18 protein-coding genes and 1 pseudogene are annotated in these 15,978 nt (G+C 70.1%); 5 read left to right on the top strand and 14 right to left on the bottom strand.

The window, feature by feature from the left end; all coding sequences use genetic code 11:
• Nucleotides 1-19: 19 nt before the first annotated feature.
• Nucleotides 20-1,060: a polyprenyl synthetase family protein gene (locus tag QP090_RS36280; RefSeq protein ID WP_432763113.1), complete on the top strand. Its 1,041-nt coding sequence runs from the start codon at nt 20-22 to the stop codon at nt 1,058-1,060.
• 501 nt (nt 1,061-1,561) lie between these two features.
• Here the strand turns inward: QP090_RS36280 and QP090_RS36275 are convergent.
• From QP090_RS36275 to rarD, 8 genes are all read right to left on the bottom strand, one after another.
• A complete protein-coding gene (locus QP090_RS36275; RefSeq protein WP_285944285.1) occupies nt 1,562-2,179 on the bottom strand; it encodes a GTP-binding protein in 618 nt (205 codons plus the stop codon).
• The gene (locus QP090_RS36270) at nt 2,160-2,579 is read right to left on the bottom strand and encodes a DUF742 domain-containing protein (protein WP_285944284.1); all 420 of its coding nucleotides are present in this window, start codon (nt 2,577-2,579) and stop codon (nt 2,160-2,162) included. Before QP090_RS36270 ends, QP090_RS36275 begins: the two co-directional genes overlap by 20 nt.
• The gene (locus QP090_RS36265) at nt 2,576-3,001 is read right to left on the bottom strand and encodes a roadblock/LC7 domain-containing protein (RefSeq protein WP_285944283.1); all 426 of its coding nucleotides are present in this window, start codon (nt 2,999-3,001) and stop codon (nt 2,576-2,578) included. The genes QP090_RS36270 and QP090_RS36265 overlap by 4 nt, the downstream gene beginning before the upstream one ends.
• The gene (locus tag QP090_RS36260) at nt 3,001-3,228 is read right to left on the bottom strand and encodes a hypothetical protein (RefSeq protein ID WP_285944282.1); all 228 of its coding nucleotides are present in this window, start codon (nt 3,226-3,228) and stop codon (nt 3,001-3,003) included. The genes QP090_RS36265 and QP090_RS36260 overlap by 1 nt, the downstream gene beginning before the upstream one ends.
• Before the next feature lie 466 nt (nt 3,229-3,694).
• Entirely contained in the window at nt 3,695-5,347 is a 1,653-nt protein-coding gene (locus QP090_RS36255) for a prenyltransferase/squalene oxidase repeat-containing protein (RefSeq protein WP_285944281.1), read from the bottom strand.
• Entirely contained in the window at nt 5,344-6,246 is a 903-nt protein-coding gene (locus QP090_RS36250; protein ID WP_285944280.1) for a terpene synthase family protein, read from the bottom strand. Before QP090_RS36250 ends, QP090_RS36255 begins: the two co-directional genes overlap by 4 nt.
• Nucleotides 6,247-6,852: 606 nt before the next feature.
• On the bottom strand, nt 6,853-7,254 hold the full coding sequence (locus QP090_RS36245; protein ID WP_285944279.1) for a hypothetical protein: 402 nt from the start codon (nt 7,252-7,254) through the stop codon (nt 6,853-6,855).
• 114 nt (nt 7,255-7,368) lie between these two features.
• Entirely contained in the window at nt 7,369-8,265 is an 897-nt protein-coding gene (gene rarD / locus QP090_RS36240) for an EamA family transporter RarD (protein WP_285944278.1), read from the bottom strand.
• Between the two features lie 209 nt (nt 8,266-8,474).
• Here rarD and msrA point away from each other — a divergent pair, with 209 nt between their 5' ends.
• Together msrA and QP090_RS36230 are read left to right on the top strand one after the other, a co-directional pair.
• Nucleotides 8,475-9,158 carry a peptide-methionine (S)-S-oxide reductase MsrA gene (msrA, locus tag QP090_RS36235; protein ID WP_285944277.1) on the top strand — a complete coding sequence of 228 codons (684 nt, stop codon included), beginning with the start codon at nt 8,475-8,477 and terminating at the stop codon, nt 9,156-9,158.
• Nucleotides 9,159-9,313: 155 nt separating this feature from the next.
• Nucleotides 9,314-9,592: a hypothetical protein gene (locus QP090_RS36230; protein ID WP_285944276.1), complete on the top strand. Its 279-nt coding sequence runs from the start codon at nt 9,314-9,316 to the stop codon at nt 9,590-9,592.
• Between the two features lie 328 nt (nt 9,593-9,920).
• Here the strand turns inward: QP090_RS36230 and QP090_RS36225 are convergent, their stop codons facing one another.
• The 5 genes and pseudogenes from QP090_RS36225 to QP090_RS36205 form a co-directional block, all read right to left on the bottom strand.
• The gene (locus QP090_RS36225) at nt 9,921-10,055 is read right to left on the bottom strand and encodes a hypothetical protein (protein ID WP_285944275.1); all 135 of its coding nucleotides are present in this window, start codon (nt 10,053-10,055) and stop codon (nt 9,921-9,923) included.
• Nucleotides 10,056-10,212: 157 nt separating this feature from the next.
• Nucleotides 10,213-10,562, bottom strand: a pseudogene (locus tag QP090_RS36220) (SUKH-4 family immunity protein).
• Nucleotides 10,563-11,007: 445 nt separating this feature from the next.
• Nucleotides 11,008-12,066, bottom strand: a complete 1,059-nt coding sequence (locus QP090_RS36215) for a glycosyltransferase family 2 protein (RefSeq protein ID WP_285944274.1) — start codon at nt 12,064-12,066, stop codon at nt 11,008-11,010.
• Between the two features lie 121 nt (nt 12,067-12,187).
• Entirely contained in the window at nt 12,188-12,964 is a 777-nt protein-coding gene (locus tag QP090_RS36210; RefSeq protein ID WP_285944273.1) for a class F sortase, read from the bottom strand.
• A gap of 283 nt (nt 12,965-13,247) precedes the next feature.
• Nucleotides 13,248-13,823: a TetR/AcrR family transcriptional regulator gene (locus tag QP090_RS36205; RefSeq protein WP_285944272.1), complete on the bottom strand. Its 576-nt coding sequence runs from the start codon at nt 13,821-13,823 to the stop codon at nt 13,248-13,250.
• A gap of 85 nt (nt 13,824-13,908) precedes the next feature.
• Here QP090_RS36205 and QP090_RS36200 point away from each other — a divergent pair, with 85 nt between their 5' ends.
• Nucleotides 13,909-14,310, top strand: a complete 402-nt coding sequence (locus QP090_RS36200; RefSeq protein WP_285944271.1) for an ester cyclase — start codon at nt 13,909-13,911, stop codon at nt 14,308-14,310.
• A gap of 37 nt (nt 14,311-14,347) precedes the next feature.
• On the opposite strand, the gene QP090_RS36195 is transcribed toward QP090_RS36200, so the two are convergent.
• Entirely contained in the window at nt 14,348-14,938 is a 591-nt protein-coding gene (locus QP090_RS36195) for a TetR/AcrR family transcriptional regulator (protein WP_285944270.1), read from the bottom strand.
• A gap of 91 nt (nt 14,939-15,029) precedes the next feature.
• Here QP090_RS36195 and QP090_RS36190 point away from each other — a divergent pair, with 91 nt between their 5' ends.
• Nucleotides 15,030-15,956: a quinone oxidoreductase family protein gene (locus QP090_RS36190; RefSeq protein WP_285944269.1), complete on the top strand. Its 927-nt coding sequence runs from the start codon at nt 15,030-15,032 to the stop codon at nt 15,954-15,956.
• The last annotated feature ends 22 nt before the right edge of the window (nt 15,957-15,978 follow it).

Raw genomic sequence — 15,978 nt, 5'->3', positions numbered from 1 at the left:
CGTCCGCTAGGGGGTTTGGGTGAGTAGCGCTTTCGCCGGAGGGCCCGGAGGGCCGCCGGGCGCGGCCGACGCGGCCGGGCCGTTCGGGCTCCCGATCGACGAGAAGCTCGCGACGGCCGTACAGGAGCGCATGACGGCCGTCGAAGACCTCCTCCTGGAATCGGTGCACGGCGAGGACCCGCTGCTCACCCAGGCCTCCAAGCACCTGGTCGAGGCGGGCGGCAAGCGCTTCCGCGCGATGCTGGTGCTGCTCGCCGCCGACTTCGGCGACCCGGCCTCCCCGGGCATCGTCCCGTCCGCGGTCGTCGTCGAGCTGACCCACCTGGCCACCCTGTACCACGACGACGTCATGGACGAGGCCACCGTCCGCCGTGGCCAGCCGTCGGCCAACTCCCGCTGGACCAACACCGTCGCCATCCTCACCGGCGACTACCTGTTCGCCCGCGCGTCCGACCTGCTCGCCGACCTCGGCCCCGAAGCCGTCCGGATCCAGGCCCGCTCCTTCGCCCGCCTCGTCCGCGGCCAGATCCAGGAGACCGTCGGCCCCGGCCCGGACGCCGACCCCCTCAAGCACTACCTCCAGGTCGTCGCCGACAAGACCGCCTCGCTGATCGCCACGTCCGGCCAGTTCGGCGCCCTCATCTCCGGCGCCCCCACCCACGTGGTCGACACCGTCACCTCCGCCTGCGAGAAGATCGGCGTCGCCTTCCAGCTCTCCGACGACATCCTCGACATCGCCTCGGAGGCCGAGCAGTCCGGCAAGACCCCCGGCACCGACCTCCGCGAAGGCATCCGCACCCTCCCCATGCACCACGTCCTCGCCGGCACCGGCCCGGACGACGCCCGGCTGCGCGAACTCCTCACCCAGGACCTCACCGGCGACGCCCTCCACGCCGAAGCCCTCGCCCTCCTCCGCGCCCACCCCGCCATGGACCGCGCCCGCGCCGACCTCCGCCGCTGGGCCGAAGACGCCCGCACCGAACTCCTCACCCTCCCCGACATCCCCGCCCGCGCCGCCTTCACCGGCCTCTGCGACTACGTGGTCTCCCGCACCGGCTGAGTGGTGTCTGATGGCGCCTCTGTGTTGATGGCGACGCCTTCGGCGTCGCGGCTCGCGGGCGCTTTACGCGGCGTCTTCCCTCGTCGCGTGCTCGCTCCTTCGTCGCTGCGCGCGCTCCTCAGTCCAGACACCACGCGCCCGCTCGCTGTGTTGATGGCGCCGCCTTCGGCGTCGCGGCTCGCGGGCGCTTTACGCGGTGTCTTCCCTCGTCGCTCCGGTCGCAGGCTCCCTGCGCTCCTCAGTCCAGACACCGCGCGCCCGCTCGGGGGCTCGGGGGCGTCTTGAGGTTGTTCGGCCCCTCACGGGCACACTGGGGGTTAGGGCCGGTCTCACTGTGCCTCAGCCGTCGCGCGAGCGCGTTATCTGGCCGGTGGGGCGATGCCGGAGGCGAGCCTCACCGGCCAGATCGCGAAGCGATGTCGCGCTCGCCCAAGCACGGTCGGCGTCCGAGCCGCCAGGCGAGGGTGCCGGGCCGGGCTTCAAAAACAGGGCCGGTCGCGGTCAGGCGTTCTGGGGTTCTTCTTGGTTGGGGGCCAGGCCGCGGGTCTTCATCGCGTGCAGGACCAGGTCGATGAGGACCTGCTTGCAGGAGTCGAGGCTGCGGGCGTCGCAGAGCATGACCGGGACGGCGGGGCCCAGGTTGAGGGCGAGCTGGATCTCCGCCAGGTCGTACTGGCGGGCGCCCTGGAAGCAGTTCACCGCGACGATGAACGGGGTGCCGCGGCGTTCGAAGTAGTCGACCGACGGGAAGCAGTCCGAGAGGCGGCGGGTGTCGGCCAGGACGATTGCGCCGAGGGCGCCGAGTGCCACCTCGTCCCACATGAACCAGAAGCGTTCCTGGCCCGGGGTGCCGAAGAGGTAGAGCACGTACTCGTCGCGCATCGTGATGCGGCCGAAGTCCATCGCGACCGTGGTGGTCTTCTTCTTCTCCACACCGGAGATGTCGTCGACGCCCACGCTCTCGTCGGTGAGGATCTCCTCGGTGCGCAGCGGCTTGGTCTCCGAGACGGTGCCGACCATGGTGGTCTTGCCGACCCCGAAACCGCCCGCGATCACGATCTTGACCGCGGTGGGCAGCCGGCGGGCACGGGTCGGGAGACTAGAGGGCCCGGAGACCATCGATCACCGCCTTGTAGAGCCTGATGTCGTGCATGTCCGCCTCCGGTTCGGGTTCCTGCATCGAGATGAAGCCCTGGTCGAGCAGGTCGCCGAGCAGAACCCGGACGGTGGCGATGGGCAGGTTGAGGTGCCCGGTGAGCTCGGCGACCGACATCACCGACTGGCAGAGCCGGGCGATCGCCACGTGCTCGGGGCCGAGGCCGACCGCGCCGTCGGGCTCGGCGCCGACCGACACCACCAGGGTGATCAGGTCGAACTTGCCCCGGGTCGGCTCGATCCGGCCGCTGGTCATCACGTACGGGCGGACCATGGGGCCGGAGTGCTCGTCGTGCCACCGGTCCTGGACGGGGTCGGCGTCGTCCTGCCAGCGGTCGTGGCCGGGCTCCTCGGGCGGCATCATGAGGTGGTCCGGCCCTCTGCGGCGGCCTCCGACCGCGACGGCGTGGTGAGGTGATGGCCCATGCTGGTGACCAGCATCGCCATCTCGTAGGCGATCAGGCCGACGTCGGCCTCCTCACCGGCCAGCACCGCCAGGCAGGCGCCCTGGCCGGCGACGGTCACCAGCAGGAACGCCGACTGCATCTCGATGATGGACTGCCGGACCGGGCCGCCGCCGAAGCGGGTGCCCGCACCCTTGGCCAGGCTCTGGATCCCGGCGGCGACGGCGGCCAGATGCTCACCGTCGTCCTGCGCCATGGCCTCCGAGGAGGCCATCAGCAGGCCGTCGGCGGACAGCACCACGGCATGCTCGGCGTGCGGCAGCCGGTGTACCAGGTCGTCCAGCAACCAGCTCAGGTCTGCCGACGAACCCGTCTTCTGCATCACTGATCGTCCTCGTCTTCCGTCGCTCGGGCCGCCGCGGCCGACCGGCCGCGGCGCGTGCCGAGCTGGTACGCGTCCATGATCCGATGGATCTCCTCGGGGGAACGGACCGGCCCGTCGGTTTCGTCCGCCGCGCCGGACTGCTCGTTCTCGGCCAGAGGCGGGGTCAGGTTGGCCTGGGGCACCCGGACCGGCAGGCCGGACGGGGTGGTGGAGGTCTCGGGCACGGGTCGCTGGTCCTCCGGCTGAGAGGTCTCGGGGCACCCGGCGCCGGCGGTGGCCGCCGGCCTTTCGGTCACCGGGCCATGCATGATCACCGTACGCCGTGTCGCGGCGGCGGGATGCATCGGTCCGCGCGCGTGCCCGCCGCCCGCCCCGCGGCGGACGGCCCCCCGCGCGGCGGGCGCCCGGAGGGCGGCCACCGGCGGGCATGGGGACGGTGCCCCGGTCCGCGGGCGGGGGGTGCGGAAGCGCATGGGATTCGCCCTATCAATTCTGCTAAGAATCGGCAGCCGCTCATCGGAATAAACGGTAGCGAGATGCTCGGGTTTGGTGGGGCGGGCGCGGCGGTCGAGCCGGTCCGTACGGCCCAGAACCTTAGCAATGCGAACACACCCGCTCAAGGTGAATGGAGTTGTCGGCGCGGGCCGTCCCGTTTGCAGCCTGGTGTCGTTTTCGCTGTTATGACGAATTTCACTTTCCGGGCCGAGGCGGCCGGCGCGAGGAGATGAGGTGGAGCGCCGCGATCACGGCCGCGCGCACGATCGCCGTCGGATGGTACAGGTCCTTGTCGTGCCAGAGCGGCGGGTCGCAGCTCCGGTCCGCGGTCGGGCGGCCGAGGTCGTGTTCGAGCACCGTCCGCGCGGCGGAGGCCGCCGCGAACCGGGCCTCGGCGCGAGCGCGCGGCTCGTCCCGTCCAGGCCGGGGGAGCAGGAGCACCTGCACGGCGTACGCGGTCTCCTCGGCGGTCCCGTGCCAGCGTCCCCAGGAGCCGTCCGGACGCTGCCTGCCCAGCACCCACTGGCGGGCGCGTTCCACGGCGGGGGCGCAGCGCTCCCCGCCGAAGCGGTCCAGGGCCAGGGCGCAGCACGCGGTCGCATAGTAGGGGGACGCGTGCCATCGGTCGGTCCAGCTCCCGTCAGCCTGCTGCTGCTGGCAGAGCCAACCGGACACCTTGTCGATGGTGTCGGCGTACCGGCCGGCCGCGTCCGCGCCGAGACGGTTCGTCCCGACGGACGCGAGGTACTCGCCGAACGCCTCCAGCACATGCGCGTTGGTCGTGAGGGAATAGCCGTCCTCTCCCTGCCAGGTGCAGAAATGCGTCGAGGTCTCGTACTCCCAGAGGGGATCGGGACGGTGCGGGGCACCGAGCAGTGCCAGCGCGTAGAGCGCGCCGGCCGTGGTGTCGGCGTCGGCGGGCAGCCCCGCCGCGGCGGGCGTGCCGTCCGCGCGGAGCGGCGCGGTCAGGCTCAGCACGAGCTCGGGGGGCGCGACGAACGGGACGCCCGCCCGCTCCAGCCACGCCAGGACCCAGCCCCGCTCGAACACCGTGAGCGGGAACCCGACCGGAACCGGGCCGCCGTGCGTGGCGGCGACGGTCTCCAGGTACCAGCGCGCCGGGGCGCTCGGATCGCTCGGGGGACGGTCGCCGAGCCACGCGGCGGTCGCCGCGGGCGACGCGCCAATGGTCCCGGTCGGCTCCGGGTGGGCCTGCGGGAGCCCGCGCGCGACCTCGCCGGCGACCTCCAGGGCGTGCATCAGCTTCTGCGGGGGCTCGATCCCGGAGGTGAGCAGCCGCCTGATCACCGTCAGCTTGGCGCCGTCCATGCCCTCGGGCAGCGGGACGCGCCGGGAGGACCGGGCGGCCAGCGCGCCGAGATGCTTGTTGATCAGCTCCACCAGGGACGGGACGATCAGCTCGATCGCCGGCATGTCGGGCAGTTCCGGGCCCCGGCCGCCGGGCAGGAGGACGTGCAGCCGGTCCAGCCCGCCCCGCGCGGCGCGGGCGGTCGGGCCGTCCGGCTCGGACGCGTCCGACCGGACGAGCACCGACAGCAGGGCCTCGGTCGCGCTCAGCGTGGGCACCAGCGCGTAGCCGTCGTCGGGGGCGCCCCAGCCGCCGTCGGGACGCTGGGTCTCGGTGAGGAAGTCCACGCGCCGGTCGTGGCCGGTCAGCCAGGGTGTCAGCGACACGAGCCGTCCGGTCTCGTAGATCGAGGGGGAGACCTGTCCCCACGGTTCGGCGACGAGGCCGGTGATCAGGTCGCGGGCGGCGGCGGTGACATCGGCGGAGCCGGTGCGGACGGTGGCGGCGGCCGTCTCGGTCCGCTCGGTTCCGATGCTCACAGCTCGCCCCAGTAGTCGGCCGCACCGTAGAAGCCCATGCTGTAGCCGATCTGGCGCTCCAGATAGACGGCCTCGCGGGGGCACGTGTCCCTGAGCGGCTCGAGCAGCACCCGGCACTGCGCGACGAGTTCGGCGATCCGCTCCCTGACGGCGTCGGCGTCCACGCCGAGGAGCATCGCGTTCAGGTCGCCCCAGGTGACGTCGCGCTTGTAGGTGGCCAGGTCGTTGAGCAGGCGGAGCACCTGCTGGACCTTCCGGCTGACCTCCAGCAGCGCGTCCAGGTGCGCCAGCGCGGACGGCTCGGAGGTGAAGATCCAGTGCCCGGCGTTCACGAACGTGGAGCCGAAGTTGTCGGCGTTGGCCAGGTAGGCGTCGAAGGAGGGCGGCGCGGTCGTGCCCGCGGTGAGCGCGGCCTTCCACTCCCATTCGAGGGTCATCGCGTCCAGCATCCGGCGCAGCTCGTCCCGCCAGACCGGGCCGAACGCGGCGAACGAGGGGCTGCTGCCGACGCGGTCGCGGATGGCCGCCAGGAACCGGGCGAGCGGCGCGTCCCCGGCGGGCGGACGGCCTTCGGCGATGGCGAGCGGGCCGGCGAGCGCTCCGTCGAGGTCGGCCCGCGAGGTGGCGACGTAGTCGACCAGCCAGTCCAGCGCGAAGATCCACAGCGAGGTGCGGTTGGCGACCTCCAGCCGCTCCCGGGTGTCGCCGGGGGAACCGAACGCGTTGGCCATCGAGACCGCGGTGAAGAGCGTGGCGTCGAACGGCTTCCCGGAGAACAGGCCGGGATAGTCGGCGGCGCATCCTTGCAGGTCACGAGCGCATTGAGCGGAGAGGGCGCAGATCCGGCCGTGCTCGGCGACCGCCCGGATCTCGTCGGTGCCCGTCTGGAGCGGGCTCACGCGCGCCCTCCGTCCGGCAGGTCCGGGACCGGTCCGCCGCCGGGGTCGGGGCGCCGGCCCGGAGGCGACTCGACGCGGCGGGCCGCCGCGAGGAGGGAGGCCGCAGGGAAGCGGACCGGTGCGGTGGAGGCGGCCTCGTGACGGAGGCGATGCGCCGTCCAGACGGGAACGAGACCGATGTCTACGGACATTCTCGACTGCCCCTAGGAGTGGAATTGGTGGCACGAGGCGCATCGGTCGCACGTTGCTGAACGGGCGAACCTACCGTTCTGTGCACCCGTGTGAAGCATGGGGGGTATGAGCGATTCCGTGGAAGTATCACATGGTCATTTGGCGTGATCAAGATGGCCGAAGGCGGTATATAGAAACTTCAACGAGTGACCTTCATCACGCTTCGGCCCGTCCATTCCGCCAGGTGGAACGGTCCGGTGGCCTCGGTCGGGCACTTTGGCGATGGGAAGGTGAGCCCACGCGCGGCCGGCCGATGAAAGGCGGGACGCCGCCGGGCTGTGGTGGGCGGAATAATCATGTACCGGGTTTCGCGGCACAAAAGAATAAGGGCGAAAAAAAATCCCCGGGTGTCCCGGGGAATGGGTGCGCGATGTCTCAGTTCGCGGTCGGCGACTCGATGTCGGTCGACAACCGGACCGGCCAGGAGATCTTATTGGAGACCTTGAAATGGCCGGTGAACGTCTGCTGGCCGCAGTGCGCCACGACCGTGTGGGTGCCGGGCTTGATGTCCCGCCGGAGCCGGGCCACGGTCCGCCCCTGGTCGTTCCTGCCCCCGAGGGTGGCGTCCCCGGTGAAGGCCGGCGAGCCGGCCCAGTGCCGCTGCGTCCCGGCCGCGCACCCGCGCACCTCCAGCTCGATCCGCTGCCCGGGACGGGCCACGTCCGGCTCCACGGCGATGCGGTTCCCCCTCGTCGCCGTCGCCTCGCCCGTCGCCGGGGCCGCGAGGCCGACCGCGATGAGGGCCCCGCCCAACACTGCGGCGCTGAGTAGGCGCAACGATACTCCTCGACAAGGTGCTTGTGACATCCGGCACTCTAGTGGTTCGGGATCTCTTCCTCTATAGATGTGCGTAAAGCCGGAGAAGTTGCGCGTTCCGCGTCGGAACCTCGCTCAGCGGACGGGTTCGGGCGCCGTTTCGACGGCGCCCGCGCCGTGCCGTGCGCGCCGTCCCGCGCGCAGTCCGTCCCCGGTCAGCGTGATCAGCGCCGCCCACACCAGCAGGAACCCGATCCACCGGCTGGCCGGCATCTCCTCGTGCTGGACCAGCAACCCGATGAGGAATTGCAGCACCGGGGCCAGGTACTGGAGCATCCCGAGCGCGCTCATCGGGATGCGGATCGCCGCCGCGTTGAACAGCAGCAGCGGGATCGCCGTCACCACCCCGGCGCCGATCAGCAGCCCCACCTGCCCCGCGCCGTGATGCCCGAACGTCGCGTCCCCGCGGGCCTCCAGGGTCAGCACGAACCCGATCGCCGGGACCAGCAGGATCGCGGTCTCCACCGACAGGCTCTCCGCGGACGGCATCGCGGCGAACTTCTTGACCAGCCCGTACGTGCCGAACGAGAACGCCAGCACCAGCGCGATCCACGGCGGCCGGCCGTAGTCGACGGTCAGCACCAACACGGCCGCCGTGCCCAGCCCGACCGCCGTCCACTGCCAGCGGCGCAGCCGCTCCCGGAAGATCACCACGCCGAAGACCACACTGATCAGCGGGTTGATGAAGTAGCCGAGCGCGGCCTCGATGGTGTGTCCGGAGTTGACCGCGTAGATGTAGACGCCCCAGTTGACCGTGACCAGCGCGGCGGCCAGCGCCAGCAGCCCCACCTGCCGCACGGTCAGCGACCTGACCCAGGCCCAGTGCCGGCGGACGGCGAGCATCGCCAGCACCGCGACCAGCGACCACATGATCCGGTGCGCGAGGATCTCCACCGCGCCGGCGGGCTTCAGCAGGGGCCAGTACAGGGGGAACAGCCCCCAGAGCGCGTAGGCGGCGAAGCCGAATGCCATTCCGCGACGATTCACCACAAGCAGCACGATATCAGTGCGTAATCAGCCAAAACTGGCACGCTACTGACTCCGGGAGGACAGGCCGAACACGCGGCACGGCCATGGCGGCACCCCTGCCGCCCAGGCCGAGCGCGGGCCGTCCCGGCAAGCCCGGCGCGCCCCGCGCCCACCGGCCGGCATGACCTTGCCAGGGCGAATACCCTGGAGTCATGTTCGGCTTTGCGAAGACCCAGATGGTCGCACCGGAGAAGGCCCTGCCCGGCAGGGACGAGCCGATGCCGGTGCCGCCCCGCCACGAGGTCCTCGGGTCGCCCCTCGCGCCGCCGTACCCCGACGGCACCGAGATCGCCGAGTTCGCGCTCGGCTGCTTCTGGGGCGCCGAACGCATCTTCTGGCGGACCCCAGGCGTCGTCTCCACCTCGGTCGGCTACGAGGGCGGCCACACGCCGAACCCCACCTACGAAGAGGTGTGCAGCGGCCAGACCGGCCACACCGAGAGCGTCCGGGTCGTCTACGACCCGTCCGAGACGTCCTACGAGCGGCTCCTGCGCGTGTTCTGGGAGTCCCACGACCCGACCCAGGGCATGCGCCAGGGCAACGATGTCGGCACCCAGTACCGCTCGGCGGTCTTCTACCGCAGCGAGCTCCAGCGGAAGACCGCCGAGGCGTCCCGCGACGCCTACCAGCAGGTCCTGACCGGCGGCGGCCACGGTCCCATCAGCACCGAGATCGCCCCGGCCACCGACTTCTACTTCGCCGAGGACTACCACCAGCAGTACCTGTCCGACAACAAGAACCCCAACGGCTACTGCGGCATCGCCGGCACCGGTCTACCCCTGGGTGACCAGTCCGGCGGCTCCTGCCAGACGGGCATCGCGCCTGCTGGAGACTGACCACCGTTGGGCAAGCGGCGCGCAGGGGCCATGCACTCCCACCAGATGCCCGCACCCGGCGGGGAGGGTTGACGCCGTCTAGTGCCGTAGCAGGTAACGTTCCCCCGGTCCCGAGGCTGCGCCGCGCAAGTAGCATCTCGTGGTGATCTCTGAGAGTGAACCGGGAGCTGCAAGGCGAGGTCGTGGCGAGGGCGGGGTGCGGGCTGTCGTGGGAAACCACACTTGGCGGTCTCGACCAAGCGGCGTTTCCCATGCTCGGTGCGCTCGATCCGTATGGTGATGCGGTCTTCAACCACCGGCAGATCCCGGCACTGCTCGGGGAGTTGGACCGGCTCCCCGTTGAACGCGGTGGCGTTTGGGTCGCTGAAGTCCAGGCCCTGTGCGAAGTGGCCTTGCGCAGGCCGCATCACTACATCCTGTTCATCGGCGACTGATCCCGGGTCAGGCCGCGTTGGCGCGGGCGACGATCTGGCGTAGCCGGGTGTCGTCGGCGTGGCGGTTCCGCCAGATGATGTAGCGGCGGATCATGCTGCCTTGCTCTTTGTGGCTGCGTTGGTCGGTGCCGTCCAGAGCGAAGCAGCACAGCGCGGTGAACTGGGCCTCAACGTGGTTGAGCCACGAACTGTGGTCGGGGTGTAGGCGACTTCGGCGTTGTTTGCCTCGGCCCAGTCCGTCACCCGTCGGCAGCGCTCGGTGGTCAGGTGCGGTGAGTAGTTGTCACAGATGATGGCGATCCGCACCGCGGCCGGTGATCGCGGCCCACTACCGGCCGGGGTGCGGCATCAGGTTCAGCGGCCCGAACTCGTCCAGGCAGATCACGACGGTCGGCTCGCCCGGCTCGGGTATCACCTCGCCGTCGGCGATCGCGTACAGGTGCTCAGCCCGGGCCTTCTTCACCGCGTAGGCAGGGACCGCGGAGCCGGCTCACCCGAGGGTCACGGCGAGCGCCTTCCACTTCCTCGGCGTCACCCACATCGAACGCGACGACCCGCAGCGTGCGACCGGGTGAGTCAGCTGGCCACCGTGGGCACCTTCCACCCAAGCGTCATCCCAGCTAGAACCGATGCCTGGCAGCAAGGGTCTCGACGAACAGCTCCAGGGAACTATTGATGAGTGCGCGGTTCCGCTTCTCGTCCCCCGGCGCGTACCAGTAGACGCGGTGTTCCGCACGGGACAGACAAGCCAGGCCGCCGATGCCGTTGACGATCACGATGTCGCCCTTGATGTCCAGCGGATCGGTATCCGGCTCTCCGATGTCGAGGACCTGGGCGATGGTGCGAGGCCGATCTGTCCCGATGCCGCCGAAGACCAGCAGACCTATGAGTGTTTCGGGCAGCCCACCTCGGTCAGGACCCGCCGGTCCTCCGGATTGCTGAAGTGTCGCTCAGCGACCTCCGGCGGTATGGTCTCGACCCACTCGGAGCCGAAATGCCGACCCCAGTTCCGCGTGCGTGACCACCTCGGACTCCTTTGCCTCGATCCACTGCATAGCTCGTCTGCCCCGGACGCCGACTCTGCGGAACGCGGCAGCGGGGGGAAGCGATGTCGCTAACGGTGTCCTCACGGTGGCGCGGGGGCCCCGGGAGCGCTGGAAGGCGACCCCGGGGCCCCCGTCTTGGTTGACGCCTTGCGTCGAAGCCCCGGTCTACCCCTCGGACAAGGGGGCGGCCGATGGGATCCCGATGCTCTTCCGTGTGGGCAGGATGCGCTTAACGGCGAGGGCAGTGGACAGCAGGGTGAAGACGGCCAACCCCAACCAGATGGCCTGGACGCCGAGCCATGGGGCGGTGATGGCGGCGCCGCCGAGACCGGCGCTGACACCGCCTATGGGCGGAGTATTGTACATGGTTTACCATTTCCTTTCGTTGCGCCAGGCGGCTTCCCAGTAAGCCCGGACCTGGACGATCTGAAGAAAGCCGTCGAAGAGGAACTCGACGACGATGGTGGCGGCTATGGCCATTTGAACTGCCCCGCGCCGGCGTACGGTCACCACGCGCTCAATCATGAAGATCGCTGTTACGCTGATCCAAATGGGGCGGAAATGGAGTCCGCTGGTGAAGGCCAAGCAGTAGCCTAGCGAGATCAGATAGGCCACGATGGCGATGATGCTGATCAATGTAAGCAGTTGCCGGCCCCAGTAGGGGCGTGTCACGGATGTCCAACCGTATTCGATGAGATTCTCCAGGGCGCCGCGCTTCCAGCGCAGTCGCTGCCGGGACAATTCCCGCCAGGTTGGCATCACCTCTGTAGTGAGCGTACATCCGGGTGGGCATATGATTTCGAAACCGAGATGCAGGATCGCCAGGGTCAGTTCGTTATCCTCGGTGAGCACGCAAACGTCGTAGACGCGGGGGTCGCCAGGCAGTCGGCGCTCCCTGCGCGCGGCAGCCACTTCCTGGAGAGTGGTGGCGCGGAAGATGGTCGCCGTTCCGGTCAGCACCAGCGCTTTGCCTTGCAGTCGCCGCACGTCCCGTGCGTAGCGGACGTACTCGTTGCGTTGGAGCATGCCGACCATGCCCCCGCCGTCCTGGCCGGTGAAGGTGCCACCGACGGCGGCGTAGCGGCCGTCGGAGAGGTAAGCCACTCCATGACGGATGAAGCCCGGGTCCAGTGCCGAATCTGCGTCCATGACCATGATCGCGTCATTGGGGCCGGCAGAGGGCAGCAACCGGTCGAGTACCTGATTCAGCGCACCAGCCTTCTTATGCCGATTGTCGCGTGTGATGAATATTTCAACTCCGCACCGCCTGGCGATTTCAACGGTGCCGTCTGTGCAATCATCGGCGATGACAATGATCTGGTCCGGCGGCTGTTCCTGCCCCTTTAGCGATGCGAGCGTATCGGTGATATTCTCTGCCTCATTGTGTGCCGGGATCAGCACCGTCACCCACAGACCGGCCGGATCCACCGGTGGTAGGGTGCGCCGGCCCGGCCGCCCTCGCCGGGGCGTCTCCCCGCTGTCGGGGCCGGTCAATGCATGATCAATTGAACGGCCGGGGGCAGGCGGGATGGTAGAGGTTGAACTCATCTCAGGGCCCCGCCAGCGGACGCATTGAGTGCTCCTCGCTCCGGTGCGCACCGGGCCGGAGCAGGTGCCCGTAGGCGATCACGTTGTCGGTGTAGTGGCCGGTGTCGGTGTCGAAACCGCCGCCGCAGGTGACCAGCCGGATCGCTGCATAGCCGGGATCCATGTAGACCCGGCGCGTGGGGAATCCCGTCTTCTTGACGCGTTCGACCGAGTCGATTTGGAACAAGGCGGTGCTCCCGTCGGCTCGTTGCACGCCGGCTTTGTCGCCTGGGCGCAACTCCCCGATTCGGAAAAAGACGCCCGGCCCGCGCGATGAGTCGACGTGGCCGATGAGCACTGCCGCGCCGATGCTTCCGGGCCGGGACCCGAGCCGATACCAGCCGGCCTGGTCGGCGTTGACCGGAACCTCGACCCTGTGGTCGTCCGTCAGCCCCAGTGGCACCAGGGACGTACGGAGGCGGATTCGCGGCACCGTCAACCGCACCGGGGTCGAACGCGGCATGGCCACCGTCAGATGAGCCGACTCCGGGTTGGACGCGGCGGGGCCGGGCTGCGGGGCGGTGGTGGCCGCCGTGTGATTGCCGAACGCCTGCACAGCGAAGAGCGCCGTCATGGCGAGGCCCGACGTGGCAATGGTGACGATTGCCAGGCCGGGTATGTACCTGAGGCTGGATGACAGCCGCTCTCGGCACCTATCCGAGAATCCGCCCCATCCCAACACGATCGAGGGTCTCAACCCGTTCGAACGGGTTGTCTGTCTCTTGATCACGATCGCCACTTACCCCGGCCATTGAATAACGAACATATGTAATGAATCTTTTGCCCATTTGGATCAAATGCGGGAGCAGCCGGATCCAACTGGAGGCGACCCTTCCGGCATTCCGCCGGGCGGGCGCCTAAAACGCCCAGATCGAGCCACTGAGCGTTTTTCACCAGCATTCGTGGGATGGGTGATCACAGCATGATCGCGGGCGGTGTGGCGGGCCCTGGAACGTGAAGAAGCCCTGGTGGGAGGAATGGTGATGGGCTCCGAATCGGTCCCTGCTGGTTCTGACCGGGCCTCATGGCCGGAGTTGCGCGGGCTCCACCTCATTCACGCCCTGGCGGAGGAGGTCGAGCAGGCGGTCGGTCTGCGGGGGGCCGGTGGTGGCCAGGGCGATTCCGTTCGCCAGCGCCATCAGGTCGGCCGTGCGCACTCCGGGACGGACGGCACCCGAGTCCTGCGCCCTGGCCAGGAGGGCGCCGGCGGTGGCGTGCATCGCGGTGTGCCATTCGTCGAAGAGGACGGTGCGCCGGCGCTCGTCGGTGATCGCCTGGGCCAGGTCGCGTTTGGTGGCCACGTGGGTGATGAAGGTGCGGAGCCAGGCAAAGAGCGCGTCGGCGGATGCGGCGCCGGCGAGTAGGGCCTCGCCCTCGGCGGTGAGGCCGGAGACCTCGTCGGCGTAGACGGCGATGAGGAGCTCGCGGCGGGTCGGGAAGTGCCGGTAGAGGGTGGCGTTGCCGACTCCGGCGTCGCGGGCGACGTCGTCCAGGGGCGCCTCGGGGCCGCGCTCGGCGAACAGCCGTCGGGCGGCGGCCACCAGCAGGTCGTGGTTGCGCTGGGCGTCGGCCCGGCGCGGGCGCCTCGATGCCGGCATCCGTCCTCCTTGCTAAGTGGGGAGTTCCCCGTTTAGTTTAGCGGCCACATCGAAACGGGGAGTTCCCCGGTTAGGAGCGTGTCCCATGCAGCGTGCGGCCGAGATCCATCGGCGTCTCGCCGAGGGCTACCCCCTGATCCTCAAGGGCGAGACGGAGGAACTGCTGGCCCTGATCGACCCGGACATCGTCGACCACCGGGGCGGGGTGCAGGGCGACCATGTGGGGAAGGCGGCGTGGAAGGAGAAGTGGGATGGGATGGCGGCCCGAGATGAGACGGGCTTCCGCGATGTCTCGGTGACCATCGAGCAGAACGTGGAGGCGGGTGACATCTCGGTCAACCGCTACGCCAGCAGGGGTACCCATAGCGCGTCCGGCCGGAGCTATGAGGTCCTCGGCATGGACATGGTCCGGGTCAGGGACGGCCGGGTGGTCGAGCACTGGGCTGTGCGCGACTCGGACGCGATCCGGCACCAACTCGGCCAGTAGGCGGCGCCGGTGGGCGGCGCCGCCCACCGGTCGGACGCTAGCCCGTGCAGGCGCTGGGCGGGGGGTGCAGGTCGGGTGGGAGCAGGGCGCCGGTGAGGGTGGTGTGGGTGAACGCGACGACACCGGTCCGCACCTCGTCGAGGGTCATCCCGCCGTCGATCAGGAGGTCGACGAACTGGCCGCGCGGGGTGGCGAGGACGGCGTGCGCGAGGAAGTCGCCGTCCGGCCGGAACTCGCCGATCACCGTGGCGAGGTGTTCCTGCCAGAGCCGGTAGTGCCGGATGCGCTCCTCCCCGTGGTGGCCGTCCATGGCGCGCAGGAGGGGACGGCCCGGGACGACCATCCGGTCGAACAGTTCGGTGACGAAGGCCAGTACCCGGTGCAGTGGCGGGACGGCGGGGTCGGCCAGCCGGTCGAGGGCGCCCGTCTCCCAGTCGACGGTGAGCTGCTCGAACAGCGCGCCGACCAGGCCGGCGCGGTCGCCGAAGCGGCGGAACAGCGTGCCCTTGCCGACACCGGCCTCGGCGGCGATGTCGTTCATCGAGACCTGGTCGACACCGTTCTCGCAGATCAGCCGGTGTGCGGCGAGCAGGATCGCACGCTCGTTGCGGACGGCGTCCGCTCTCATGGCGCCCCTCCCTTGACATATCCGGACCAGCGGTCCGTATTCTATCCCGATAGAAACGGACCGTCGGTCCGCTAATTTGAAGGGGTGCGTCATGCGCGCTGTGCGCTTTCACGAATACGGTCCGCCCGAGGTCCTGCGGTACGAGGAGGTCGCCGACCCGTCGCCGGGGGAGGGCGAGGTGCTGGTCCGGGTCGCGGCGGCCGGGATCAACTTCAGCGACGTCCAGATGCGGGCCGGCGGGCTGAAGGCGTGGATGCCGGACCTGCCGCTCCCGTTCGCGCCCGGCCACGAGGTCGTCGGGACCGTGGCCGGGACGGACCGGCGGGTGCTGGCCCAGCTCCCCGCCGGCGGCGGGTACGCCGAGCTGGTCGCGGTGCCCGAGGCCGCGCTGCTGCCGCTGCCCGAGAAGGTCGGCGACCACGAGGCGCTCGCCCTGCTCACTCAGGGGACGGTCGCCGCCGGGCTGATCGACAAGGCCCGCATCGCGCCGGGCGAGACCGTGCTGGTCGAGGCGGCGGCCGGCGGCGTCGGCAGCATGGCCGTCCAGCTCGCCAAGCGGGCCGGCGCCCGGGTCGTCGCGGGCGGCCGGGGCGAGCGGGACGCCGCGGTCGCGCGGCGGCTCGGCGCGGACGAGTTCGTCGACCTCTCCCGTCCGGACTGGGATCCCGGGACCGTCCAGGTCGTGCTGGAGTCGGTCGGCGGCGCGGTGACGGCGCGGGCGCTGGAGCACCTGGAGCCGACCGTCGGGCGGATGGTGCTGTACGGCAACATCAGCGGCGAGCCGCACCAGATCGACACGGCGCTCGTCTACCAGCGGGCGCTGTCGGTCCTCGCCTTCGCCACCGCGCTCATGCCGCCCGAACGCATCGCCCCGTTCCGCGAGCTGGCCTTCGAACTGGCCGCCGCGGGCGAGCTGGCCGCGGTCGTCGGGTCGGTGCTGCCGCTGTCGGAGGTCGCCGCCGCGCACCGGGCGTTCGAGGAGGGGGGCACCAGCGGCAAGACCGTCCTGGTGCCCTGACCGGCGGTTCGCGGGCGCGAGG

The sequence above is a fragment of the Actinomadura xylanilytica genome, assembly GCF_030283145.1.
Classification (GTDB): domain Bacteria; phylum Actinomycetota; class Actinomycetes; order Streptosporangiales; family Streptosporangiaceae; genus Spirillospora; species Spirillospora xylanilytica.
The sequence above is the reverse complement of the archived record's forward strand: the minus strand, read 5'-3'. Positions and strand labels throughout refer to the sequence as shown.